At 64.3% G+C, this 22,925-nt stretch carries 23 protein-coding genes; 10 read left to right on the top strand and 13 right to left on the bottom strand.

The window, feature by feature from the left end:
• Nucleotides 1–54 precede the first annotated feature (54 nt).
• The 3 genes from ABHM97_RS02650 to ABHM97_RS02640 form a co-directional block, all read right to left on the bottom strand.
• Nucleotides 55–1,059, bottom strand: coding sequence for a D-2-hydroxyacid dehydrogenase family protein (locus ABHM97_RS02650; protein WP_349469479.1), 1,005 nt, complete (start codon nt 1,057–1,059; stop codon nt 55–57).
• Between the two features lie 155 nt (nt 1,060–1,214).
• Nucleotides 1,215–2,012: a glycerophosphodiester phosphodiesterase family protein gene (locus ABHM97_RS02645; RefSeq protein WP_349469537.1), complete on the bottom strand. Its 798-nt coding sequence runs from the start codon at nt 2,010–2,012 to the stop codon at nt 1,215–1,217.
• A 20-nt stretch (nt 2,013–2,032) separates the two neighbouring features.
• Nucleotides 2,033–2,281, bottom strand: coding sequence for a hypothetical protein (locus ABHM97_RS02640; RefSeq protein ID WP_235518031.1), 249 nt, complete (start codon nt 2,279–2,281; stop codon nt 2,033–2,035).
• Nucleotides 2,282–2,355: 74 nt separating this feature from the next.
• Here ABHM97_RS02640 and ABHM97_RS02635 point away from each other — a divergent pair, with 74 nt between their 5' ends.
• Both ABHM97_RS02635 and ABHM97_RS02630 read left to right on the top strand, forming a co-directional pair.
• Nucleotides 2,356–3,270 carry an SDR family oxidoreductase gene (locus ABHM97_RS02635; RefSeq protein WP_349469478.1) on the top strand — a complete coding sequence of 305 codons (915 nt, stop codon included), beginning with the start codon at nt 2,356–2,358 and terminating at the stop codon, nt 3,268–3,270.
• Nucleotides 3,267–4,169 carry a methyltransferase family protein gene (locus tag ABHM97_RS02630; protein WP_349469477.1) on the top strand — a complete coding sequence of 301 codons (903 nt, stop codon included), beginning with the start codon at nt 3,267–3,269 and terminating at the stop codon, nt 4,167–4,169. The genes ABHM97_RS02635 and ABHM97_RS02630 overlap by 4 nt, the downstream gene beginning before the upstream one ends.
• On the opposite strand, the gene ABHM97_RS02625 is transcribed toward ABHM97_RS02630, so the two are convergent.
• Nucleotides 4,166–4,975, bottom strand: a complete 810-nt coding sequence (locus ABHM97_RS02625; protein ID WP_235518036.1) for an HAD family hydrolase — start codon at nt 4,973–4,975, stop codon at nt 4,166–4,168. The two genes, ABHM97_RS02630 and ABHM97_RS02625, sit on opposite strands and share 4 nt — an antisense overlap.
• 51 nt (nt 4,976–5,026) lie before the next feature.
• On the opposite strand from ABHM97_RS02625, the gene ABHM97_RS02620 reads away from it, so the two are divergent.
• Nucleotides 5,027–6,088, top strand: coding sequence for a glutathione S-transferase family protein (locus ABHM97_RS02620; protein WP_349469476.1), 1,062 nt, complete (start codon nt 5,027–5,029; stop codon nt 6,086–6,088).
• A 3-nt stretch (nt 6,089–6,091) separates the two neighbouring features.
• Here ABHM97_RS02620 and ABHM97_RS02615 read toward each other — a convergent pair whose 3' ends face one another.
• Together ABHM97_RS02615 and ABHM97_RS02610 are read right to left on the bottom strand one after the other, a co-directional pair.
• Entirely contained in the window at nt 6,092–7,027 is a 936-nt protein-coding gene (locus tag ABHM97_RS02615) for a carbohydrate kinase family protein (protein WP_257370011.1), read from the bottom strand.
• 40 nt (nt 7,028–7,067) lie between these two features.
• A complete protein-coding gene (locus ABHM97_RS02610) occupies nt 7,068–7,889 on the bottom strand; it encodes an alpha/beta hydrolase fold domain-containing protein (protein WP_211710383.1) in 822 nt (273 codons plus the stop codon).
• Nucleotides 7,890–7,999: 110 nt separating this feature from the next.
• On the opposite strand from ABHM97_RS02610, the gene ABHM97_RS02605 reads away from it, so the two are divergent.
• The 3 genes from ABHM97_RS02605 (at nt 8,000) to ABHM97_RS02595 (ending at nt 11,706) form a co-directional block, all read left to right on the top strand.
• A complete protein-coding gene (locus tag ABHM97_RS02605) occupies nt 8,000–9,106 on the top strand; it encodes a GTP pyrophosphokinase (RefSeq protein ID WP_144649037.1) in 1,107 nt (368 codons plus the stop codon).
• Nucleotides 9,107–9,127: 21 nt separating this feature from the next.
• On the top strand, nt 9,128–10,624 hold the full coding sequence (locus tag ABHM97_RS02600; protein WP_349469474.1) for a SulP family inorganic anion transporter: 1,497 nt from the start codon (nt 9,128–9,130) through the stop codon (nt 10,622–10,624).
• A gap of 95 nt (nt 10,625–10,719) precedes the next feature.
• Nucleotides 10,720–11,706, top strand: a complete 987-nt coding sequence (locus tag ABHM97_RS02595) for a bile acid:sodium symporter family protein (protein WP_349469473.1) — start codon at nt 10,720–10,722, stop codon at nt 11,704–11,706.
• Here ABHM97_RS02595 and ABHM97_RS02590 read toward each other — a convergent pair.
• Nucleotides 11,703–12,707 carry a LacI family DNA-binding transcriptional regulator gene (locus tag ABHM97_RS02590; RefSeq protein WP_349469471.1) on the bottom strand — a complete coding sequence of 335 codons (1,005 nt, stop codon included), beginning with the start codon at nt 12,705–12,707 and terminating at the stop codon, nt 11,703–11,705. The genes ABHM97_RS02595 and ABHM97_RS02590 overlap by 4 nt on opposite strands.
• Before the next feature lie 130 nt (nt 12,708–12,837).
• On the opposite strand from ABHM97_RS02590, the gene ABHM97_RS02585 reads away from it, so the two are divergent.
• Entirely contained in the window at nt 12,838–14,085 is a 1,248-nt protein-coding gene (locus ABHM97_RS02585; protein ID WP_349469470.1) for a D-arabinono-1,4-lactone oxidase, read from the top strand.
• Between the two features lie 86 nt (nt 14,086–14,171).
• Here the strand turns inward: ABHM97_RS02585 and ABHM97_RS02580 are convergent, their stop codons facing one another.
• The 4 genes from ABHM97_RS02580 to ABHM97_RS02565 are packed head-to-tail and all read right to left on the bottom strand — an operon-like array spanning nt 14,172 to nt 19,736.
• A complete protein-coding gene (locus ABHM97_RS02580) occupies nt 14,172–15,935 on the bottom strand; it encodes an acetyl/propionyl/methylcrotonyl-CoA carboxylase subunit alpha (protein WP_349469468.1) in 1,764 nt (587 codons plus the stop codon).
• Nucleotides 15,936–15,942: 7 nt separating this feature from the next.
• Nucleotides 15,943–17,574 carry a 5-oxoprolinase subunit B/C family protein gene (locus tag ABHM97_RS02575; RefSeq protein ID WP_349469467.1) on the bottom strand — a complete coding sequence of 544 codons (1,632 nt, stop codon included), beginning with the start codon at nt 17,572–17,574 and terminating at the stop codon, nt 15,943–15,945.
• Between the two features lie 6 nt (nt 17,575–17,580).
• On the bottom strand, nt 17,581–18,930 hold the full coding sequence (locus ABHM97_RS02570; RefSeq protein WP_349469466.1) for an MFS transporter: 1,350 nt from the start codon (nt 18,928–18,930) through the stop codon (nt 17,581–17,583).
• Nucleotides 18,931–18,977: 47 nt separating this feature from the next.
• On the bottom strand, nt 18,978–19,736 hold the full coding sequence (locus ABHM97_RS02565; protein ID WP_349469465.1) for a LamB/YcsF family protein: 759 nt from the start codon (nt 19,734–19,736) through the stop codon (nt 18,978–18,980).
• Nucleotides 19,737–19,845: 109 nt separating this feature from the next.
• On the opposite strand from ABHM97_RS02565, the gene ABHM97_RS02560 reads away from it, so the two are divergent.
• Nucleotides 19,846–20,544: a GntR family transcriptional regulator gene (locus ABHM97_RS02560; protein WP_349469464.1), complete on the top strand. Its 699-nt coding sequence runs from the start codon at nt 19,846–19,848 to the stop codon at nt 20,542–20,544.
• Here the strand turns inward: ABHM97_RS02560 and ABHM97_RS02555 are convergent, their stop codons facing one another.
• Complete coding sequence (locus tag ABHM97_RS02555) at nt 20,545–21,270, bottom strand: LysR family substrate-binding domain-containing protein (RefSeq protein ID WP_349469463.1); 726 nt, start codon at nt 21,268–21,270, stop codon at nt 20,545–20,547. It abuts the gene before it with no gap.
• A gap of 33 nt (nt 21,271–21,303) precedes the next feature.
• On the opposite strand from ABHM97_RS02555, the gene ABHM97_RS02550 reads away from it, so the two are divergent.
• Nucleotides 21,304–21,753 carry a DUF5997 family protein gene (locus ABHM97_RS02550; RefSeq protein ID WP_349469462.1) on the top strand — a complete coding sequence of 150 codons (450 nt, stop codon included), beginning with the start codon at nt 21,304–21,306 and terminating at the stop codon, nt 21,751–21,753.
• Between the two features lie 56 nt (nt 21,754–21,809).
• On the opposite strand, the gene ABHM97_RS02545 is transcribed toward ABHM97_RS02550, so the two are convergent.
• Nucleotides 21,810–22,193, bottom strand: coding sequence for a VOC family protein (locus ABHM97_RS02545; RefSeq protein WP_349469461.1), 384 nt, complete (start codon nt 22,191–22,193; stop codon nt 21,810–21,812).
• Nucleotides 22,194–22,297: 104 nt separating this feature from the next.
• On the opposite strand from ABHM97_RS02545, the gene ABHM97_RS02540 reads away from it, so the two are divergent.
• Nucleotides 22,298–22,849, top strand: a complete 552-nt coding sequence (locus ABHM97_RS02540; protein ID WP_349469460.1) for a hypothetical protein — start codon at nt 22,298–22,300, stop codon at nt 22,847–22,849.
• Nucleotides 22,850–22,925: the final 76 nt, after the last annotated feature.

Genomic DNA, 22,925 nt, shown 5'->3' with positions numbered 1-22,925 from the left:
ACGCCCCCGTGACGACAGGGGCGCAGGGCGGAAAAGGGCGCGATGGCCGCCAAACTAGCCGTTCAACACTCGAACCGGAGCGTCCGCAAGCCAGGCTTTCACGTCCTCGAACGCACCCCCATAGAACTGCCGGTAACTCTCACGCGTCACGTAGCCGATGTGCGGCGAAAGCACCGTCCGGGGAGAGTGCAACAATGCATGCCCGGAAGGAAGCGGTTCCTCGTCGAAGACGTCCAAGGCAGCACCCCTGATCCAGCCTTCCTCCAAAGCCTGCACGAGTGCCGCCTCGTCCACCAGCGGACCCCGGGCCGTGTTCACCAACAGTCCCTCCGGGCCCAGAAGCCGGAGTTCCTTGGCTCCCACAATGCCCTCCGTACGCTCCGACAACCGGAGGTGCAGCGTGACCACGTCGGACTCGCGGAACAGCTCCTCTTTTGTCACCTTCCGGGCACCCGCAGCTTCGGCTGCTTCGGCAGTGAGGTTTTGGCTCCACGCCAGGACGTCCATCCCAAAGGCCTTGGCGTAGCGGGCCATCCGGGAACCGATCTTACCCAAGCCCACAATGCCGAGCGTCTTCCCTTCGAGTTCGAATCCGACGCCCGTTTGCCACTCCCCTGCCCTGAGCGAGTTCTCCTCCACAGGAAGGTTCCGGGCAAATGCCAACAGGAGCGCCCATGCCAACTCCGGTGCCGCCGCCGGCGAACCAGCCGTACCGCACACCACAATCCCGCGCTCCTTTGCCGCTTCCATATCAATGGCGGCGTTGGCCATGCCCGTAGTCACCAGGAGCTTGAGGTTCGGCAGGGCATCCAAGGCACTCTGCGGGAAACGGGTGCGTTCGCGCATCGCCACAATGATGTCGAAAGGCGCCAAGGCGGCCACGGCCTGCTCCTCCGAAACGAAAGGTGCGCTGAAGACGCTGACCTTCACGTCGTCGTCGAGCAGTGACTCCCACGGGGCGTAATCCCCGGAGACCTGCTGGTAGTCATCAAGGATCGCTAAACGGAACAGGGTCACGCCAATCTCCCTCGCGCTGTGGCTGCTGGTACTGACCACCATCTCACGTAGGTTTTTGGGTGTCAGCCCAACCCGTAGGGCACGGTCGAAACGGTAGGAATGTGAGCGAGGGTCCACGGGAAACGGTAGGGATGTGAGCGAGGGTCCGGTTTCCCCGACGCTCGCTCACATCCCACCCGCTTCAACCCAACGCTCGCTCACACCCACTCGCCGCGACGGACCAGGACTTCCTTGAGGAGGTCGAGCCGGTCGGACACGATGCCGTCCACCCCGAGATCCAGCAGCCGGTCCATTTCCGCGGGCTCGTTGATGGTCCACACATGCACCTGCAGGCCCAGCCGATGGGCGCGTCGGACGAAACCCGGAGTCACCACGGGCAGCCTTCCGTAACGGACGGGCACTTGGAAAACGTCGACGCCGGCAAGCAGCTTGCGTGCCAAAGTGGCGGGCAGGACAGGGCCAAGAAGAACAAAAAGCGCCGTCAGAGTGCTGCCGGCCGAGGAGACCACACGCCGTGATAACAGCCGAAGGACGGCCCGGCGGCGCTTGTCCGAAAAGCTCGTGACCAGGACCCGATCATGGACCCCGTGTTTCTCAATGGCCTCAGCCAAGGGGCGCACCGAGTTCCAGTCCTTGACATCCAGGTTCAGCCGGGCGTCCGGCAACGAGGTAACCAGCTCGTCGAACGTTGGCACCGGCTCCACCCCGCCAATGCGCGCCTTGGCAACTTCTGCGGCGGTCAGTGAGGAGACGGTGCCCACGGAATCGGTCACCCGGTCCAGGGACGAGTCGTGGAAAACCAAGACCACGCCATCACGGGTGGTGTGCACGTCCGTTTCCAGGTGCGCCGTTCCCAATTCCACGGCAGCTTTGAAGGCTGGCATGGAATTTTCCAGGCCGTCCAACGAGAAACCCCGGTGCGCGAAGGCCAAAGGGCCAGCGGAACCGTCCTTGCGGAGGAAATAGGGCAGCGTCACACCCGTAGCGTAGCCGATGTCCGCCCCGAAGAACTGCGTCAGGCCTCCTGCGGAACGATCGCGACGCCGTCGCTGACGTGCACCAGCGTCCGGCCGCGACCGCCGTCGAGCTCCACCCAAACTGCTGTGGCGTCTCCGGTGACGGCGTCCACCACACCTGCGGACTCGTAACCGGGGGTGAGCGTGACTTTGACCCGGTCACCCTGCCGCAGCGAGCGCCAGTGATGGTCCGGTTCGATGCGCCGCAACGGCGCAGTGGTGAAATCGTTGATCCTACGCTTTGCCATGGTTCCCCTGCACCTTCGACGAGCTAACAAGTCCGTGGCTGAAAGCCTACGGGTGCCACGTGAACGCCGGTTGTATGGAGGCTGGGAACTCGGTGACAGCTGCGGCCTGCGAAACTAGGGGCATGACTGTATTGATTGCCGGGTGCGGCGACCTCGGAGCCGAAGCCGGGCTTCGCTTTGCCGCCGCCGGCCGTGAGGTTGTCGGCCTGCGGCGGTCGCCCGAAAAGCTGCCGCCCCAGATCCGTGGAATGTACGCGGACCTCGCCAAGGACCTGCCGGAGTTGCCCTCGGATGTGGACATTGTGGTGATTGCCGTGGCAGCCGATACCTCCACCGAGGAGGCCTACCGCGCGGCCTACCTGGACGGTACCGGCAACGTGCTGAACGCACTGGAGCGGCAAGGATTGGAGCCGCGCCGCATCCTCTTCGTCTCCTCCACGGCTGTGTACAAGGATTCCGGCGGGGCTGTGGTGGACGAGTCCACGGCCACGGAGCCGACGCGCTTCAGCGGAAAAGTGCTGGTGGAGGCCGAGGAATTGCTGTTCTCCCGGACCCGAGGCACCAGCACAGAGGCCATCTCGTTGCGCCTGGGCGGCATCTACGGACCGGGACGCACGCGGCTGATTGACCAGGTCCGCACAGGACAAGCGGTCATTCCCGCCCGGCCCCGGCACACCAACCGCATCCACAGGGACGACGCCGCAGCCATGATCGTCCACCTCACCACCATGGACCAGGCTCCGGATCCGGTTTACATAGGCGTTGACGATCACGCGGCAGAAATGGGCGAGGTCATGCGGTTTCTCGCTGCTGAACTGGGCTGCCCGGAACCCCCGACGGCGGCACCCGGCGACGCGTCCGACGCCGGCCCTGGCGACAAACGCTGTTCGAACAAGCGTGTACGGGCCACCGGGGTCGAACTCACCTTCCCCACATACAAGGAGGGCTACCGCGCCCTGCTGGCGGGCGAGGGCGTGCGGCACCCGTGACCGGGCCTGCGTGGGGGCGGGCCTACTTTGCCGCGCAGGCCGTGGCGGGGGCTGCCTGGTGGATCTCAGTTTTTGCCCTGCCATTGATCCGTGAATCAACGCTTGGACGGTTGGATCCTGTCATGGTTGCCTGTGTGGATATCCCGCTGTTCGTTGTGGCATCGGCCGCGGCAGCCTGTGGCAGCAAGGCAGCGGCTGTCATCGCCACCGCCTGGACCTGCTTGGTCACCGTAGCGTTGGCAGGCTACGCCACCATCAGCACCGAAGCAGGGTGGGGCGTTGTGGCCATGGCCGCCGCGTCCGCATGTTCCATCGTGGCGCTCTGCCTCGTTGCCTACGGACGCGTGCCATCTGAGTGGGTTCTCCGCGGTCCGTTCGCGTTCCGCCCAGCAGCGCAACGCCCCACGGCAGCTCCTCATGTCGCTACGACGTTCGTGCAACTCGCGCTCTTCTGGAGCTTCTTCCTGGGAGTGATTCCCCTCGCGATCTCGGCACTGGAGAACCGCTGGGCTGTTGACCTTCCGATCCCTGCCATCGCTGGCGTGATAGGCGCGGTCCTCCTGGTACTTGCCAGCGCACTGGGCATCTGTTCAGCACTGGCCATGTCCACCCTTGGACAGGGCACGCCGCTGCCTTCCGCGATGCCCAACCGCTTGGTCATCTCCGGGCCGTACCGCTGGATCAGGAACCCGATGGCTCTCGCAGGAATCGTGCAGGGCGCTGCCATCGGACTCATGCTGGGATCGTGGCTGGTGGTCGCTTACGCGGTGATTGGCTCGCTGGTGTGGAATTACGCAGTGAGGCCCCACGAAGAAGCTGATCTCCGCCGACGGTTCGGCACAGACTTTGACCGCTACTGCGACAACGTCCGTTGTTGGGTCCCGCGGTTCGGAAACTAAACCCGCTGTTCGGTGAGTTTCGCCTCAAGAACCTGGGCCACGCCGTCGTCGTCGAAGTGGGGAGCCTGCTGGCCGGCGGCAAGAATGGCCTCCGGGTGTCCGCTGGCCATCGCGTAGCCGTGGCCTGCCCATCGGAGCATTTCAATGTCGTTGGGCATGTCTCCGAACGCCACAACGTCTGCGGCCTCGATCCCCAGCGACTCGGCGTACTTGGCCAGGGTGACGGCCTTGTTGATGCCTTGGACGGACATTTCCAGCATCGCCGTGCGTGGAGCCGAATGCGTCGTGCTCACCAAATGGGCGACTGCCGGCTGCACCTCGGCAAGGAAATCGTCAGGGGTGCCCTTCCGGGTGATCGCCAGGAACTTTACGACGGCGTCATCCGCCGTCAGCGTCTCGTCCAGCGGCCGGGGGGTGAACTCGGCAAGCAGCTCACTGGTTTCGTTCTCGATGAAGCCCGGCTCCAGTTGGAAACCTGTCAGGGTTTCGACCGCGAACAGGGCATCGGGCCTGATGGACTTGATGATGCGGCGGGCCTCAAAGACTGACGCGGCGTCCAGGACGCACGAGGAAAGTGCTTTTTCGGTTTCCAAATCCCACACGACCGCGCCGTTGGAACAGATCACGATTCCGCTGTGGCCGAGCTGCTCTTGGAGCGGGTAAAGCCACCGCGGCGGCCGGCCCGTAACGAAGACCAGTTCCACCCCTGCGTCACGGCACGCCTGGAATGCCTTGATGGTCCGGTCACTGATTTTGCCGTCGTGACCGAGGATGGTGCCGTCAATATCGCTTGCTACGAGCCGCATCAATCCAGTCTACGTGGGCGCGAACACGCGAAGGCAGCATAGTCTGGGGCAATGACTGAGAAGACCAGCGAAGTCGAAGAACACAGCACACGCGGCGCGTATGTCACCGGCGGTGAGTTCAACCGGGACACGAATTACATTGAGGACCGCATCACCCGCGATGGCGCACCCGGACCTGACGGAGAACCGGGCTGGCCTGTCGAACCGGGACGGTATCGCCTCATCGCAGCGCGGGCATGTCCGTGGGCCAACCGAACTGTGATTGTCCGCAGGCTCCTTGGGCTCGAAGACGTCATCAGCCTCGGCCAGCCAGGACCCACGCACGACGCCCGCTCCTGGACGTTCGACCTCGATCCGGACGGCAAGGATCCCGTGCTGGGCATTGAGCGGCTGCAGGAGGCGTTCTTCCGCCGCTTCCCGGATTACCCCCGAGGCATCACTGTTCCGGCCATTGTCGATGTCCCCAGCGGATCAGTGGTCACCAACAACTTCCCCCAGATCACTCTGGACTTCTCCACGGAATGGACGGAATTCCACCGGCCCGGCGCCCCGCAGCTCTATCCGGAACACCTGCGCGAGGAGATCGACCTGGTCAACAGGCGCGTCTTTACCGAGGTCAACAACGGCGTGTACAGGTGCGGGTTCGCGGGCTCACAGGAGGCCTACGACGCCGCCTACGAACGGTTGTGGACGGCCTTGGATTGGCTGGAGGAACGGTTGACGACCCAGCGCTACCTGGTGGGCGACACCATCACGGAGGCCGACGTCAGGCTCTTCACCACCTTGGCCCGCTTCGATGCCGTCTACCACGGACACTTCAAGTGCAACCGGAACAAGCTCAGCGAAATGCCTGCCTTGTGGGGCTACGCCCGGGACTTGTTCCAGACGCCGGGCTTCGGCGACACCATCGATTTCGTGCAGATTAAGCAGCACTACTACATAGTGCACGAGGACATTAACCCCACGCAGATCGTTCCTGCCGGCCCGGACCTGTCCGGGTGGCTTACCGACCACGGACGCGAGGCCCTGGGCGGCAACCCCTTTGGTGAGGGCACCCCACCGGGCCCGGTCAAGGCCGGTGAAGAGGTAGCCGCAGGGCACGGGGCCGGCTAGCTCCTAAGCCGCACCCTGGTTGAGCTCGGCGCGGGTCGGGGGGTTGGCCCCGGCCCGCGAGACCGTGACAGCGGCAGCACGCGTTGCATGATCCAGGATCGCGGCGAGTGTCTCCGCAGGCATGGCCCGGAGCGCGTCCCTGTTCTGCGCCCCGTCCAGCCCGTGGTCCACAATCGCGGACAGCAGCCCGGCCATGAACGAGTCCCCCGCACCCACAGTGTCCACGACGTTCACGGAGGGCGCGGCCACTTCCGTTTCCCCGGCCCGTGTGATCCCCCATGGCCCGCGTGATCCACGGGTCACCACCACCAACGCAGGTCCTTCGTCGCCGCCCAGGGCCAGCCAACGGCGCGCGGATTCCGTCGGATCGACGCCGGGATACAGCCATTCGAGGTCCTCGTCAGAGGCCTTTACGACGTCGGACAGCACCACGAAGCGTTCGGCTTGCCTACGTGCGTAGTCGACGTCCGTGATGATGCTTGGACGGCAGTTGGGATCGAAGCTGATGGTGCTGGCCGGGTGGGCATGCTCGACGGCGGCAAGCACCTCCGCAGCGCCGGGCTCCAAAGCTGTGGCGATGGAACCTGTGTGGAGCAGGGTGGTGCCCTGCAGCATGAGCGGCAGCCGCGGGGCGAGCCCAGGCAACTCCCAGGCGAGGTCGAACGCGTAGGTGGCGGCGCCGTCGTCGTCGATTTCAGCGGTGGCGACGCTGCTTGGTTTGTCGTCCGGCGGCAGCGGCACCATCACCGAACTTGAACGCAGGTGCGCGGCGATCGAGTCGCCGTAAGCGTCGCGGCCGTACCGCCCGATGAACTGGACGGGGTGGTCCAGGCGCGCCAACCCGACTGCCACGTTGAGCGGGCTCCCGCCCACATGCGCCTCGATTCCAGAGGAGCGTTGAACGACGTCCACCAGGGCTTCACCAATGACAGTCAGCATGGGACCACTCTGCCAGAGCGCGGCCTCCGCAGCCCAACAATTACGAGAGCAATCGCTGCACCAGCTCGCGGCACTTCTTGTAAGCCACTGCCTTGGGATCGATCAGGTCGAAATGGTCGCCGGGCACGCGCAACAGTTGGGCCGCGCTACCGGCAGCCGTGGCCGCAGCAACGTAGGCCTCGGACTGGCTTGCAGGAACGTCCTCGTCTTCCGTGGCGTGCACGGCATAGACGGGGACGTTGATGGGCAGCAAACTCATGGGATCCGCGTATTTATGCCGTTTGGGGAATCTGGCCGAATCACCGCCCATGAGGTTGCAGACTGCGCCGTTGCTGAGGTTGAGCTTCTCCGCGGCCGCAAGGTTGAGCAGGCCGGACTGGCTCACCACGCCTGTCAGGTGGACCGCGTTGTCCTCGGGTGAGCGCACCAGTTGGCGGTCGGCGTCGGGAGTTCCTATGGCCGAAAGCCGCTCACGACCGGCGGCCCAGACAGCAAGGTGACCGCCGGCCGAATGCCCGAGTGCCACCACTTTGCCCAACTGGAGGTCGTGGTCGCCCGCGATTTCGGACAGATGGTCGATGCCGGCCAGGATGTCCTCGAAAGTATGGGGCCAACCACCGCCGTTCCCTGCCCGCCGGTATTCAAGGTTCCAGGCCGTGATGCCATGCGCTGCAAGGTCCCGCGCAAGGGGCTCACCGAGCTCCGCACCGTACTGCGAGCGCCAGTAGCCGCCATGGATCACAACGGCGACTCCACCGGCAGCTGCTGATGCGCCGCGATGGTTCCCGTTGTTCGGTTCAGGTATGAAGAGTTCGCCCCACTGACTGGGGTGTTCGCCGTAGCTGTACTTGTGCCGCAACATTGCGCCCTCCTTTGTACTGAGCCTATCGTGACGATCCGGAAGTTTGGCTAGGGGCACCCCGACGGCGAGTGGCCGGGTTCAGTGTCGGACCCGACCCGTAAGCTGGGGGCATGGCAAGCAATTGGGACAGCCTGGACCAGGACCAGCGCGACGCAGTGGACGCGAACGTGGCCCTCTACGAGCGGGTTCGTCCCGCCCTCAAGCGCGTTACCCGCGATGTCCTGCTCACGTTGAGGGACATGCTGAACGACGCCGAAGTCACGCCGTTGTTCGTCACGGGACGGACAAAGACCGTGGAGTCGTTCCGGGAAAAGATTTCCCGGACGGATGATCCCTTGGAGCCGGGCGGTCCGCGGGTCCTCAAGTTCCCGGACCCTTTCCGCACGTTGAACGACATGGTGGGCATCCGCGTCATCACCAAGCTGCCCGCCGAAAACGCTGCGGTAGCCAACATCATCAAGCGGCAGCGCCAGCTCTTTGATTGCCGTGGCGACCGCGAGAAGGACATCGGCTCCATCGAGTCCGGGACCTACGGCTACTCCAGCCGCCACCTGATCCTTCGTACTATCCAGAACGAGGCCGTCAAGGAGTACCAGCACGTCTTCAATCCGGACATGCCGGCCAACGGCAGCTATTTCTTCGAATGCCAGATCCGTACCGTGTTCGCGCACGCCTGGAGCGAGATTGAGCACGACATCCGTTTCAAGGCCGAAGATCCACGCGCCTGGACACCCCATTTCGACCGTCAGTTCACAGCAACCGCGGCAATGTTGGAAACGGTGGAGAGCGCCTTCGCCGACCTCCATGAGCGCTACGAGGAAGTCCGCAGCTACTGGGACCTGGAGGGTGAGGGCGGTTCGCCCCTGACTCCCAACCGGGTTCGTGATGTCTGGCGGACGCTCCTTCCCCACGTTGACCGTAAAGTTGATGACGACTGGGGATGGGCCGCCGAGTTGCTTGCCGCCCACGGACTGACCAAGACCGTGGAACTGGCTGGGCTGCTCAGCGCCAACCGGATCACCGAGGTCCGCAAGGCCCTGGACCACCGCTACTCCCCCGGCCCCGACCGCCTCCTGGATGACCTCCTGCTGTGGCAGTACGGAACCGAACACATCGATCTCACCGCCGAGGCGCCCGACGTCGTTCCGCACCCGCGGCGCGACAGCCTCCAGCGGCGTCTTAAGCAGATTGAGCGCTACCGTCAGACTGCTTTGTAAAGACCGCCCCTGTAAGGACCCATGACTCCCGAGCAACTCATGTCACTGCGGGTGACGTTCCGTTCGCCCCGCCGCCTGCTGACGGAATCCCTAGCGGGACTCGTGGTGGCTTTGGCACTCATCCCCGAGGCCATTGCGTTCTCCGTGATTGCCGGGGTGGATCCGCGGATCGGGCTGTTTGCCTCGTTCACCATGGGCGTGGTGACCGCACTGGTGGGAGGCCGTCCCGCCATGATCTCCGCGGCAACCGGGGCGGTGGCACTGGTGATCGCTCCGGTGATGAAGGAACACGGACTCGACTACCTGATTGCCACGATCATCCTGGCCGGGGTTTTCCAGATCATCCTGGCGGTGCTGGGGGTGACACGGCTGATGCGTTTCATCCCGCGTTCGGTGATGATCGGTTTCGTGAATGCACTGGCCATCCTGGTGTTCATGTCGCAAATGCCGGAACTCTTCAACGTCCCTTGGGCGGTGTATCCGATCGTCATCGTGGGATTGGTGATCGTGTTCCTTCTGCCGCGCTTCACCAAGGCTGTTCCTGCTCCCTTGGTGGCGATTGTGCTCATCACCTTGGTCACTGTGCTTGGTGGAATCGACGTTCCGACCGTGAGCGAGAAGGGCGAACTCCCGGACAGCCTCCCGGGCTTCTTCCTGCCCAACGTCCCCTTGAACCTGGAGACGTTCCGGATCATCGCACCCTTCGCCTTGTCCATGGCCTTGGTGGGTCTGCTGGAATCGCTCATGACCGCCAAGCTGGTGGACGACATCACGGACACCCGTTCAAACAAGACACGGGTCTCGTGGGGCCAAGGTACGGCAAACATCGTGACCGGGTTCCTGGGCGGCCTGGGCGGATGCGCCGTCATCGGGCAGACCATGATCAACGTCAAAGGCTCGGGGGCACGCAGCCGGCTGTCCACGTTCCTTGCAGGCGTTTTCCTCCTGGTGTTGGTGGTCGTCTTGGGTGACGTTGTGGGAATGATCCCCATGGCAGCCTTGGTGGCCGTCATGATCTTCGTTTCCCTGATCACCTTCGACTGGCACTCCGTGCGGCTTTCAACCCTGAAGCGCCTCCCGAAATCCGAGACTGCGGTGATGCTGTTGACCGTTGCCGCTGTGGTGGCGACACACAATCTGGCGGTGGGAGTCGGCGTCGGCGTTCTGACCGCAATGGTGCTGTTTGCGCGGCGGGTGGCCCATTTTGCGACAGTCGAGCGGACCGAACTGGAGCTTAACGGAGAGACCGTGGCGACGTACACGGTAGACGGTGAACTCTTCTTCGCCTCATCCAACGATCTCTACACCCAATTCGACTACGCAAAGGATTCCTCAGAAGGCATAGATCGCGTAGTTATCGATCTCCACGGCTCGCACATCTGGGATGCGTCTACGGTGGCCGTGCTCGATTCAGTGACTGAGAAGTATCGCAACCACGGGCGCGAGGTCGAATTCATCGGACTCAACGAGGCCAGCGTGCGCATGCGGGAGCGCCTGGCAGGGAAGCTCAACTCCTGACCCAACCGGGGATGAGACGACGGTCATCTGACATATACACGGCCGCGAATGTAACGAAGTCGTCCCTGCCGCGCGCCAAGTGTGAGCATGGATGAATGCTTGAGGCAACCAATACCCCGTCAAAGACCCAAGAACCCGCGAACGCAGCCCTTGCCGCTGAGGCCAAGATTGCGCGTATTGCCGTGACGGTGTTCCCGCTGCTGGTGGTGGCAGCAGGTGTCCTCGGGTTCCTGCTGCCGGATGTCTTCAAACCCATGGGCCCCGCAGTCCCCTACCTGCTCGGCACCATTATGTTCTGCATGGGCCTGACGTTGACCCCACCGGACTTTGCCTCGGTTGCCCGCCGCCCCTGGGCCGTGGCACTGGGTATTGTGGCGCACTACGTGATCATGCCCGGCGCCGGCTGGCTCATCGCCGTTCTTCTGCAATTGCCGCCGGAACTGGCCGTGGGCCTCATCCTGGTGGGCTGCGCTCCGTCGGGTACTGCTTCGAACGTCATGGCCTTCCTTGCCAAGGGCGACGTTGCCCTCTCTGTGGCCGTCGCCTCGGTTTCGACGCTGATCGCACCCCTTGTGACACCGGCACTGACGCTGTTCCTGGCGGGCTCCTTCCTGCACATCGACGCCGGCGCCATGGTCCTGGACATCGTAAAAACCGTCTTGCTGCCGGTCATCGCAGGCCTGCTGGCCCGCTTGTTCCTTTCCAAGCTGGTCGCAAAGGTCCTTCCGGTACTCCCCTGGGCGTCCGCCGTCGTGATTTCCCTGATCGTGGCGATCGTCGTGGCGGGCAGCGCCAGCAAGATCGTTGCTGCCGGCGGAATTGTCTTCCTGGCAGTCGTCCTCCACAACGGCTTTGGCCTGGGGTTGGGCTACCTGGCCGGCAAACTCGGCCGCTTGGACGACAAAGCCCGCCGTGCCCTCGCATTCGAGGTGGGCATGCAGAACTCGGGGCTGGCTGCCACGCTGGCTACCGCCCACTTCGGCGCACTGGCTGCGCTGCCGTCGGCGGTGTTCTCCCTGTGGCACAACATTTCAGGTGCGATCGTTGCAGCTTGGTTGGCCCGCCGTCCGCTGAAGGACTAGTTCCGGGTGGTGCCGCGCCGGTGCAGTTTCCACGGCGAGGCCACCCGGACGCCGGCTGCGGGAGTGGTGCCAGACAGGCGATCCAGGAGCATATGGACCACCTTTTCGAAGATCGGGTCCGGTCCCACGGTGGTCAACGCGGGATCGTATTCCTGGCCCTCCGTTGAGTTGCCCACACCGAGTATTTGGATATCTTCAGGCACCCGAAGGCCCAGCCTGTAGGCGGCTCGGATGGCCTGCAACGCCTCCATGTCGTCGGTGCAGAGCATGGCGGTGGGGCGGTTAGGCATCTGGAGCAGCTCGAGCGCCGACCGGTACGCGGTAGCCGGGTGATGGTTCGATGTCCTGACCAGCGATTCGTCGATCGGAATTCCGGCCCTCTCGAGCCCGGCAGCGTATGCGGCATAGCGGCTCTTCCTGCGGCCCGCCGGATCGGCCCTGCGGATGCAGGCGATCCTGCGGTGGGACGCGGTGAGGAACTCCATGCACTCCCTCAGCCCAGCCTCCGATTCAGGGGCCAGGACGTCGAATCCCTGCGGTTTCATGGTCCCCGAGATCACCACTTGGGCAACCCCGCGGCGGGCCAGCTCCGTGACCGTCTGGTCCTCGGACGTCGCCTCCGGGAAGTAACCGATGATCACACCGTCGGCACCGCCGGACATCATGAACTGACGCCAATCGTCGCCCAACAGGATTACGGGCTGAAACCCATGCACAGGCAGGATCCTTGCGGCCGTTGTTGCCAAGGCCCGGTCCCAAGGCCACTCGAGGTTCCCGATCGACACCGCCACGACGTCCGTCTTGCCCCGACGCATTCCCCGGGCAGCCTGATTTGGAACATAGCCCAGCTCTTTAACCGCTGCCAGCACCCGGTCCTGGGTGGGCTGGCTGATCCGGGTTGTGCCGCCGTGCCGGCCGGAGAGCACGTACGACACCGTGGTCAGCGATACGTCCGCCGCCATCGCAACGTCACGGATGGTGGGCTTGGATCCCTTGCTCACGGGGCAACTCCTGGTAGACGGCGCATTCCCTGAACTCTATCTTCAACCAGTTGGACTCCCCTTGACGCAATTAGTTGAGAGCGTTAACAATTACGGGAGTTATCTGTATCCCAAGCTGGAAGATCATTCAATGAAGAACTGGGCAGGAAACCTCGAGTACTCCTCCACGGAAGTGCACCGCCCCACATCGGTTGGCGAGCTGCAGGAGCTCGTCGCCAATGCGTCCCGCATCAAGGCTCTCGGCTCCCGGCATTCCTTCAACACCGTCGCCGACACGGACGGGACCCACATCCTGCTCGACGCCTTGCCTCAGGAAGTTGTCCTCAACAAAGACAAGGGGACCGTCAAGGTCAGCGGCGGGATCAGCTACGGCGCGCTGGGACGCGCGCTGGAGGAACAGGGATACGCCATCCACAACCTCGCATCGCTTCCCCACATCTCCGTCGCCGGCGCCATCCAAACAGGCACGCACGGCAGTGGGGTCAACAACCCCTCCCTGGCTGCCGCCGTCGTGGGCGTTGACATTGTGCGCGCCTCCGGCGAGCTGGTGACACTCACCGCGGACGACGACGAATTCCTCGCCAGCGTGGTGGGCGTGGGTGCCCTGGGCATTGTGACGGGATTGGAGCTTGCTGTCAGGCCCAGCTACGAGGTCCGCCAGCGTGTCCTCACTGATCTCTCCTGGGACGGCGCCCTGGCGAACTTCCACACCATCGCGGCCAGCGCCTACAGCGTCAGCTTCTTCACGAATTACACCGGAGACACGATCCCGCAGGTGTGGTTCAAGGCGCTGGACACCGAAGCTCCCCTCGCGGACCTGTTCGGCGGGACGCCTGCGACCGCGGCACTGCACCCCCTGCCTGATATGTCCGCCGAGAACTGCACCGAGCAGCTGGACGTCCCCGGAAAGTGGCTTGACCGCCTGCCGCACTTCCGGCACGAATTCACGCCAAGCAATGGCGAGGAACTCCAGAGCGAATTCCTGCTGCGCCTGGACCAGGCGCCTGCGGCACTACAGGCTGTCCGAGGCCTGGCGGCCACGTTGGCACCGCTGTTGTTCATCTCCGAAATCCGCACAGTGGCCGCGGACGAGTTCTGGCTCAGCCCCTTCTACCAGCAGCAAAGCGTAGCGCTGCACTTCACGTGGAAGCCCCTGCAGGCCGAGGTGGAGGCGGTACTCCCCGAACTCGAGGAAGCGCTGCGTCCGTTCGGTGCCCGGCCGCACTGGGGCAAACTCTTCACCCCCAGCCAGTACGACTTTGCCGCTCTCTACCCCCGTTTCGAGGACTTCCGTGCGCTCGTCCAAGCGAACGACCCCACGGGCAAGTTCCGCAACGGTCTCCTGGACAGCGTGCTGGGCGTAGCCGTCACGTCCTAGCTGTACACCTGGCCCGTTGCCGGCCCGCTGTTCCGTTGCTGGCCAGCGACGGAACAGCGGGTTGGCAACGCGATAGGCGAGGGCTCCTACTCGATGTGGGCCAGGACAGCGCCCGCCGTAACAACTCCGCCAGCGGCCGACACTACCTCTGACAGGGTGCCCGTCCGGTGCGCGGGCACCTGGGTTTCCATCTTCATGGCTTCCAGGACAACCAACGGATCACCGGCGGTAACCTCGGCTCCCGGGTCGACGAGCCACTTCACCACTGTGCCCGCCATGCTGGAGACCAAGGCCGATTCGGCGGGTGAGTCGCCGACACTTGAAACAGAACCAGGCGTATCGGTCGATGTGGAGAAGGCCGGAACGCCCTGCCCTGACCGGGCCCAACCGTCCAACAAATCGGCTGGAAGACCCACGGCGAGCCTCTTGCCATCAACGTCAACGGTGATCGTTCGCCGTTCTCCGTCCGGGGCCACCACGTTGTACTCGGGATCCACGGGGATTTTGTCGGCAAAGTCGGTTTCGATCCACCGCGTGTGCACCCTGAGTCCGGCAGCGGAGGCGAAGTCCTCGGACTCCAGGACGGCCCGGTGGAACGGCAAAACGGTGGCCAGACCGGTGATGGTGATTTCGCCGAGGGCACGGCGGGCACGGCGCAGAGCCTGCTGCCGGTCGGCTCCGGTGACGATCAGCTTGGCCAACAGCGAATCAAACTGCGGCGCAACGAACGAACCGGAGCGTACACCGCTGTCCAGACGGATGCCCGGTCCGGTGGGTGCCTCGAAGAGAGCCACTGTGCCCGGTGAGGGCAGGAAGCCTCGGCCCACGTCCTCCGCGTTGATGCGGAACTCAAAGGAGTGTCCGCGTGCCACGGGATCCTCGGTAATGCTCAACGGCAACCCTGCAGCGATCCGGAACTGTTCCTGCACAAGATCAATTCCAGCGGTTTCTTCCGTGATGGGGTGCTCAACCTGGAGGCGGGTGTTGACCTCGAGGAAAGCTACGGCGCCATCTGCTGAGACCAGGAATTCCACCGTTCCGGCACCGTAGTAGCCGGCTTCGCGGACGATTGCCTTGGCGGCGCTGTAGATACTGCTTCGCTGGGTGTCGCTCAGGAAGGGCGCTGGAGCTTCCTCCACGAGTTTCTGGTGTCGACGCTGAAGGGAGCAGTCACGTGTGCCCACCACCACCACGTTGCCATGGACGTCCGCAATGATTTGGGCCTCGACGTGGCGCGGCCGGTCCAGATACTGCTCCACGAAGCATTCGCCGCGACCGAATGCGGCCACGGCTTCACGGACGGCGGAATCGAAGGCTTCCTCCACTTCGGCGAGTTCGCGAACCACCTTCAGTCCGCGGCCGCCACCACCAAAGGCAGCCTTGATGGCGATGGGAAGTCCGTGTTCCTCAGCGAACGCCCGAGCCTCGGCGGCCGAAGAAACCGGGCCGTCGCTGCCGGCAACAAGGGGAGCTCCGGCGCGGACGGCGATTTCGCGGGCCGTGATCTTGTTGCCCAACTGCCGAATCGACTCCGGCGAGGGACCGATCCACTCGAGTCCGGCGTCGAGCACTGCCTGTGCGAAATCGGCGTTCTCGGAGAGGAAACCGTATCCGGGGTGGACGGCGTCCGCGCCGGACTGCTCCGCCACCGCGAGCAGCTTCCCGATGTTCAGGTAGGTCTCTGCGGGAGAGTTTCCGCCCAGGCTGTAGGCTTCGTCCGCAGTGGCAACGTGCAGGGCATCGGCGTCGATGTCCGCGTAAACGGCCACCGAGGCGATGCCGGCGTCGTCGCAAGCACGGGCGACGCGGACGGCGATTTCGCCACGGTTCGCGATCAGGACCTTGCGCATCAAATACTCACTTCTCTGGGGTGTTCGTAAAAGTCGTTGAATCCGGAACGAACCGGAATCGGATTCGTCCGCCGATGGGCACCTGCGCGGCGCGGTCCAGGTGTTCATCGCGCACCACTCCGATCACCGGATAGCCGCCGGTAATGGGATGGTCCGCCAGGAACAGCACGGGCAGTCCGGCGGGCGGGATCTGGAGGGCTCCGGCCATGGTGCCTTCGCTGGGCAGTTCACCTTCGCGGCTACGCTCCAGCGGGGTGCCGTCCAAACGCATGCCCACCCTGTTGGACTGCGGCGTGACCACCCATTCCTGGGAGCACAGCGAATCAAGCGCCTCCTGGTCGAACCAGTCGGCCCGGGGTCCGGGAACTACGTCCAGCTCCGTGACGCCGGTGCCCGGGAATTCGGGTTGCAGTTCGGGGCTGCCAACAGCAGTGGAAACGGTAGCTTCGCCCACCGGGAGCATCTGCCCAATAACCAAAGGAGCCGGGCCGATCCCGGACATCGTGTCCGCCGAACGGCTACCCAGGACCTCGGGAACGTCTACTCCGCCCCGGATGGCCACGTAATTTCGAAAGCCGGACTCGGGGGCACCCAGGGTGAGTACTTCGCCGTCGAGCAGCGCGAACGGCGTGGACATTGCGACGGTGCGCGCGGCGGCGCCCTCAGATTCAACCCACGACGGCGGCTGGATGGCCAGCGTCGTCGGCGCACCTGTCACGGCAATCACTTGGTCGCCGACTGCCTCGATAGTCAGCCCGCCGTTGACGCTTTCAATGCCGGCGGCCGAGGAACCATTCCCCACCAAGCGGTTGGCCCGTCGCAGTGAAGCCCTGTCCAAGGCACCGGCAGCAGAGACACCCAGCGGACCGAAGCCGCGGCGCCCCAGGTCCTGGATGAGGCTCTGCGCACCCGGGTTGAGGATCCTCAGTCCCGATTCCGCGTGGCGCTCCGCTTCGGGCTCAGGCAACGTCGAAGCACTGCTCGTGACAATTTCGCGGACGGCCCGGTACTGCACCCGGTCGCCGGGACGAACCAAGGCAGGCTGGGACCTTTCCAGGTCCCACATCCTGGCACCGGTCCGGCCAATCAACTGCCACCCACCGGGCGAACGGCGGGGGTAAACGGCGGAATACTGCCCGCCCAGGGCCACGGATCCCGCGGGAACCGCTGTGCGTGGTGACGGACGACGAGGAACCGTGAGTGCCTCGTTCTCGCCCACCATGTAGCCAAAACCGGGCGCGAAGCCAGCGAAGGCCACGGTCCAGATCTGGCCCGTGTGGGCGGCAATAACACCATCCACGCTCAGGCCGGTCAGCTCCGCGACATCGGCGAGGTCGTCGCCGTCGTACACGGTGTCGATGACCACCAGTCCGGAATCTGCAATCCCGGGCGCGCTGAGTTCCAACTCCAGGAGCCGGGCGCCGATAGCGCGGGTGGCCGCAGCGGATTCGCCTACCACCATCACCGTTTCCGCGGCGGCCAGCACATCAACCTGGCCCGGCAAGGGTGCCTTGTAGAGCATGTCTTGCAGGGCAAGGACATCCTGCAGGCCATCGAGCTCGGCCAGGACTGCACGGGTGCCGACCGGCCTGACCGAGCGAACCCTTTTTGCGGTGGTGGTGTGCATTACGGTTTCCATCTTTCGCTACGCCGCCGGCTGAGCGTGCGTCCCCTGCATCAAGCGAACGTCTTCTTCAGGCTTGGGGTCCCGGCCCAGGAGCATGCCCACGATCGTGACGACTGCCGCGACGAGGATGTAGACGGCGATCAAATACCAGCCACCGCCCGCAGCACCATAGAGCGCCGTGAAGATGATGGGGGCGACGGCTCCGCCGATCACACCGGCCAGGGTGTAAGCCAGCGAGCTGCCGGCGTAACGCAGCCGGGCCGGGAACTGCTCGGTGATGAAGGCCGCCTGGGGTCCGTACATGAAGGCGTGAAGAGCCAGGCCGATCACGGTTCCAATGGTCAGCATGGCGACAGACTTGCCCTGGATCATCAGGAAGAACAGCGGGATGTAGGCTGCGGTTGCCGCTGCTGCAATGCCGTACACCCAGCGTCGGTTGAAGCGGTCAGTAAGAGCCCCGGCCAGCGGGATCAGGAAGAGCTGGAAAGCGGAACCGATAAGGATGGCGGACAGGACATTTCCTGTGGTCATGCCCAGCTGCTTGGTGGCGTAGACGGCCACGAACACCGTGAAGAGCGCGTACAGGATGTCGGGGCAGACGCGTGAGAGTGCTGCTGCCACCAATGCCTTGGGCTCCGTGGTGAAGACTTCCTTGATGGGGGCCTTGGGGCGGTCCCCCTGAGCCTGGATGGCCTTGAACACCGGGGTTTCCTCAAGCTTGAGGCGAATGATCAGGCCGAACACCACCAAGAGTGCTGAGGCGAGGAAGGCCACACGCCAGCCCCAGGAAAGGAAGGCTTGGTCGCTGAGGGTAGCGGCGAGAACGGCGAGGACGCCATTGGCCATCAGGTTGCCCGCCGGCGGGCCGATCTGCGCTGCCGAGGACCAGAAACCACGCTTGTTGGGGTCACCGAACTCGCTCGACAAGAGGACTGCGCCGCCCCATTCGCCACCGACGCCGATGCCCTGGGCCAGGCGCAGCAGCACAAGGATTGTTGGAGCTGCCACGCCGATCACGGAGTAGTCTGGCAATGCTCCGATGAGGACGGTGGCCACCCCGATCAGGACAAGGGTGAAAACAAGGACGTACTTGCGGCCGATCTTGTCTCCCAGGCGGCCAAAGATGACACCGCCAATCGGACGGGCCAGGTAGCCAACCGCGAAGGCTGAGAACGAGAGCAACAGCGCCACGAATTCGTCATTGCCCGGGAAGAAGATCTTCGGGAAGACGAGTGCAGACGCCACAGAGTAGATGGCGAAGTCGTAGTACTCCAGCGAGGTGCCGGTGAGGCTGGCGACGTACGCCTTAAGCGCACCTGGCGGCGGCTTCCTTGTCGCTGCCTTGGCTGCGTTGTTGGTGCTGGTCATGATGACCTCCGGGGGGATGAGGGATGGTGCGGGGCGCCCGGGGTGGGCTAAAGGAACGAGCCGACAGTCACGCCGGCACCGCTGAGGGCGGATTTCACTGCGGTAGCCATGGCAACGGCTCCGGGTGAGTCACCGTGGACGCAGATGCTTTCTGCGCGGATGTTCAGGATGGAACCGTCCGTGGTCCTGACGGACTGTTCGGTGGCCATCCGCAGGACGTGCTCCGCAACGTCGGCGGGATCGTGCAGAACAGCACCTGGCTGATTGCGCGAAACGAGCGTTCCGTCGGGGTTGTAGGCGCGGTCCGCGAATGCTTCGGCCACGCCACGCAGCCCGGCGTCTTCAGCGAGGCGGAGGACTTCGGAGCCTGGGAGGCCGAGGATCGGAAGGTTGGGGTCTACCGATTTCACGGCTTCGACGACGGCGCGCGCCTGGGCGGTGTGTTTGACGATCGCGTTGTAGAGACCGCCGTGGGGCTTCACGTACTGGACGCGGGCTCCGGTGGTGGCGGCCAGCGCTTGCAGCGCTCCGATTTGGTACACAACGTCGTCTGCCAGCTCCACTGGATTGATGTCCATGAACCGCCGACCGAAGCCTGCGAGGTCGCGGTACCCAACGTGGGCGCCAATTACGACGCCGGCCCGCACCGCCTTCTCGCACGTGCTGCGGATGACGCTGGGATCGCCAGCGTGGAATCCGCAGGCGACGTTGGCGCTGGAGACCGACTCAAACATGGCCGCGTCATCGCCCAGCGTCCAGCGGCCGAAGGATTCGCCGACGTCGCTGTTCAAATCGATGATTGCCATGATGTGATCCCTGCCTCGTGATGCGCGTTACATCAAGGATGCACCAAACCGCTGGATTGTTCAACAATCCAGCGATCCTGATTTTCGGCAATCGTGTAATTTTGGTTTCATGGCCAGTGCAGATCAGGAATCAAGCGAACAAGCTGGCTTTGATGGCGCCCGCGCCAGGATGCGGCTCCGGGTTCCGTCCGTGGCTGAACGCGTCGCCGAAGAACTGCGTTATCAACTGGCCGAGGGCTTCCTCGTACCGGGCGCCAAGCTCACCGAAGCCACCATCGCCGAGGACCTGGGCGTCTCCCGCAACACTGTCCGTGAAGCGTTCGCCGAACTGGCCGCTGAACGGCTCCTCCTCCGCCAGCCCAACAAAGGCGTCTACGTCGCCACCCTTGAGGCCGGCGATATCCACGACGTCTACACCGTCCGCCGCGCCATCGAGGTCAGCTCCATCCGGGCGGGTGGCTCGCCGGAGCGCATCGCTGCCGTCAGGGCCGCCGTCGACGAGGGAAAGCGCGCGGCAGCGGCCAACGACAACGAAGGCCTGGGCAGCGCCAACCAGCATTTCCACGGAGCGATCGTTGCCCTGGCCGAAAGCAACAGGCTGGACACGATCATGGCCCAGATCCTGGCGGAAATGCGGCTCTACTTTCACAAAGCCACCATGAACGCCCACTTCTACAGCGACTGGCTGGCCGAAAACGAGCAGATCTGCGCAGCGCTGGAAGCCGGCCACTTGGAAGAGGCCGGGGACCTGCTCCTGGCCTACCTCAACCGCTCCGAGCAGCAGCAGACCGCAATCCACGGGGACTAGTCAGCGCTTGCCCTTCTTGCGCGAACCCTTGCCGCGGCCCTTGTCCGGATTCGGGGCATAGCGCTGCGCGACAGCGGGCTTCTTGGGACCGCCACCGCGGCGATCCGGCTTGGGAACCTTCTTGGGCTTCTCTTGCTGGGCAGACGGCTGCCTGGAGCTTTGCGCCGTACGGCCGCGCACGATCCCGATGAATTCCTCGATGACCGGATTATCCGTGCCCACCAGCCACGCAAGGCCGATCTGGGTTCCGGGAGCACCAGTAAGGCGGCGCATCACCGTGTCCTTCTGGTTCAGGTGCCTGGCCACGGACATCGGCAGGATCGCCAATCCGGCCCCTGACGCGACAACCTGCAGCGCCATGTCAGGGCCGCCCATTTCGTCGATGTCCAGGAAGTTTTCCTCGGCAAGGTCGTCCAGGGCGACTTCCTCGAACACAGAGATCTCGTGTCCCTTGGGAGCTACCACCACCGGCTGCTCTTCGTACAGGGGGATGACGTTGAGGCCTTCCCGGTCCACGGGCAACCGGACAAAGCTAAGGTCCGCTGAACCATCACGCAGCACCGAAAGCTGGGCGGCGTCGTCGGACATGAACGCGCGCAAGGGGTAGTCCGGCATCCGCTCTTCCCACCGGCGGATCCATTTCCCAGGCGTCACCCCTGCAACATAGGCGAACCGGAGGCCCGGTTGGGTTTCGGCGGATTCGTGGGATTCTTCAGCGGCTGGCACACACTCACAGTACCGGCCAGATACCCTTGAAGCATGACTCCCAAAGACTCCCAGTCCATGAAGCCGGCCACCGTTGCCAAGAAACTCGGCATCTACCTGCCGGCGACACCGCAGGAGTTCCAGGATTCATCGATCTCCCGCGACGAATTCGCCGAACTCCAGGCCAACCCGCCGGAGTGGCTCGCCGAACTGCGCCGCAACGGCCCCCACCCGCGGCCGGTTGTAGCGCAGAAGCTGAACATCTCCATCAGTGGCCTCGCCCGCGGCGGCGTGGAAGAAGCGCTCACGACGGCGGAAATCACCGAGCTGCTCCAGACCCTCCCGCAGTGGCTGGTCACCGAAAGGGCCACGCAGGCCGCGGTCCGCAGCGAAGCCCAGCGCGTTAAGGACGAGGCCCACAAGAAAGCCGCGACTAAGGAAGCCAGGGAGAACGCCGCCGCCAAGCGCGACGCCCCCAAGTCTTCCAAGCGGGACCACGCGTAGCCTTCAGCAGTGCGTGGCCGGGACCTAGGGTCCCGGCCACTGCTTTTTAAGCGGTGCTAATCCTGATGAAGCTGGACGAAGTTGCCGCAGCCGTCGTCAAATACTGCGCTGACGCCGGAGGGGTCCTCAGCGGGCTCACTCTTGAAGGTGACCCCAGCGGCGAGCAAGCGCTGGTACTCGGCCCGCACATCGGGCACGCCCAAAACCACTGCGGGCATCCCTGCCTGGTAGACGGCGTTCATGTAGTTGGCACCAATGGGGTTGTCACTCGGTTCCAGCAACAACCCGGGCGAGCTGTTGTTGTCCGCCCCAGGATCCTTAATGATGAACAGGTTGTACTCTGGCATGGCCATAAGCGTCTCAAAGCCCAAAATCTCCGTGTAGAACGCGTGAGCTGCTGCGGGGTCCTTGACATGGATGCTGCACATTTTCAGTCTCATGCGCCAAGGCTACGCCCCGGGTCCGACACCACAGCCCTCGCGCCCACCGAGGCACTGGCGCATACTGAAATCAAAGCCATGTGATGTCGCCTGGAGGTGGTCCGATGCCCGCCATGATGCTCCTTTGGGGTGCTGCCCTGGTTCTGGCAAGCGCAGCAACCACGTACGCGCTGCACAGGAAGGCGGTGCATGGTCGCGGCCCGGAGCCTGATGGGATCTTCTGGGACCTCTTCGGAGGATCGGTGGTGATCCTTCCCGCCATCCTGGTCCCGGCAGTCCAGTGGTCCCCCGCCGGCCTCATCATGGTCCTGGTGGGAGTGGCTACCGTTGGCGGAACCCTGGCGAGTATCCGCAAAGTGGAGCGTATCCACGCAGCCGAACCCCGGCGTCGTGCTGGTTTTGTCCAGGACACCGCCCGCCACCAGAACCTCCTCCGGCAGTGGCAGAGCTACGAGCTTGACCCGGGCCGGACCATCGACTTTCCGGCGATGTCGGACGTCAGGATCACCGAAACGGCGATGCTCGCCCGGGCCCTGCGCGAGGCGGAATACTGCAAGGTGACCGCCGGCACGGACTACAGGTCCGCCGTCGAGCGCCTGGCCGAAGCCCTGACGGCGGCAGAACGGGCTGCGGGAGTCCCAGAACCTACGTTGTGAGGCCCACTCTGCGCCCCAAAGCGTGGATTTAGCGCGCAGAGCGGGCCCCACAACGCGCACCTAGAGGCGGGCGCGC

The organism is Paenarthrobacter sp. CAP02 (assembly GCF_040137855.1).
Taxonomy (GTDB): Bacteria; Actinomycetota; Actinomycetes; order Actinomycetales; family Micrococcaceae; genus Arthrobacter.
The sequence above is the reverse complement of the archived record's forward strand: the minus strand, read 5'-3'. Positions and strand labels throughout refer to the sequence as shown.

What these genes read in the sequence shown, in the direction of transcription:
- ABHM97_RS02625 (WP_235518036.1), bottom strand. Translation starts at nt 4,975, where the DNA reads ATGCGGCTCGTAGCAAGCGATATTGACGGCACCATCCTCGGTCACGAC.
- ABHM97_RS02595 (WP_349469473.1), top strand. Translation starts at nt 10,720, where the DNA reads ATGCTTGAGGCAACCAATACCCCGTCAAAGACCCAAGAACCCGCGAAC.
- ABHM97_RS02585 (WP_349469470.1), top strand. Translation starts at nt 12,838, where the DNA reads ATGAAGAACTGGGCAGGAAACCTCGAGTACTCCTCCACGGAAGTGCAC.
- ABHM97_RS02640 (WP_235518031.1), bottom strand. Translation starts at nt 2,281, where the DNA reads ATGGCAAAGCGTAGGATCAACGATTTCACCACTGCGCCGTTGCGGCGC.
- ABHM97_RS02570 (WP_349469466.1), bottom strand. Translation starts at nt 18,930, where the DNA reads ATGACCAGCACCAACAACGCAGCCAAGGCAGCGACAAGGAAGCCGCCG.
- ABHM97_RS02565 (WP_349469465.1), bottom strand. Translation starts at nt 19,736, where the DNA reads ATGGCAATCATCGATTTGAACAGCGACGTCGGCGAATCCTTCGGCCGC.
- ABHM97_RS02580 (WP_349469468.1), bottom strand. Translation starts at nt 15,935, where the DNA reads ATGCGCAAGGTCCTGATCGCGAACCGTGGCGAAATCGCCGTCCGCGTC.
- ABHM97_RS02635 (WP_349469478.1), top strand. Translation starts at nt 2,356, where the DNA reads ATGGAGGCTGGGAACTCGGTGACAGCTGCGGCCTGCGAAACTAGGGGC.
- ABHM97_RS02600 (WP_349469474.1), top strand. Translation starts at nt 9,128, where the DNA reads ATGACTCCCGAGCAACTCATGTCACTGCGGGTGACGTTCCGTTCGCCC.
- ABHM97_RS02605 (WP_144649037.1), top strand. Translation starts at nt 8,000, where the DNA reads ATGGCAAGCAATTGGGACAGCCTGGACCAGGACCAGCGCGACGCAGTG.
- ABHM97_RS02545 (WP_349469461.1), bottom strand. Translation starts at nt 22,193, where the DNA reads ATGAGACTGAAAATGTGCAGCATCCATGTCAAGGACCCCGCAGCAGCT.
- ABHM97_RS02610 (WP_211710383.1), bottom strand. Translation starts at nt 7,889, where the DNA reads ATGTTGCGGCACAAGTACAGCTACGGCGAACACCCCAGTCAGTGGGGC.
- ABHM97_RS02575 (WP_349469467.1), bottom strand. Translation starts at nt 17,574, where the DNA reads ATGGAAACCGTAATGCACACCACCACCGCAAAAAGGGTTCGCTCGGTC.
- ABHM97_RS02540 (WP_349469460.1), top strand. Translation starts at nt 22,298, where the DNA reads ATGCCCGCCATGATGCTCCTTTGGGGTGCTGCCCTGGTTCTGGCAAGC.
- ABHM97_RS02550 (WP_349469462.1), top strand. Translation starts at nt 21,304, where the DNA reads ATGACTCCCAAAGACTCCCAGTCCATGAAGCCGGCCACCGTTGCCAAG.
- ABHM97_RS02620 (WP_349469476.1), top strand. Translation starts at nt 5,027, where the DNA reads ATGACTGAGAAGACCAGCGAAGTCGAAGAACACAGCACACGCGGCGCG.
- ABHM97_RS02560 (WP_349469464.1), top strand. Translation starts at nt 19,846, where the DNA reads ATGGCCAGTGCAGATCAGGAATCAAGCGAACAAGCTGGCTTTGATGGC.
- ABHM97_RS02650 (WP_349469479.1), bottom strand. Translation starts at nt 1,059, where the DNA reads ATGGTGGTCAGTACCAGCAGCCACAGCGCGAGGGAGATTGGCGTGACC.
- ABHM97_RS02615 (WP_257370011.1), bottom strand. Translation starts at nt 7,027, where the DNA reads ATGCTGACTGTCATTGGTGAAGCCCTGGTGGACGTCGTTCAACGCTCC.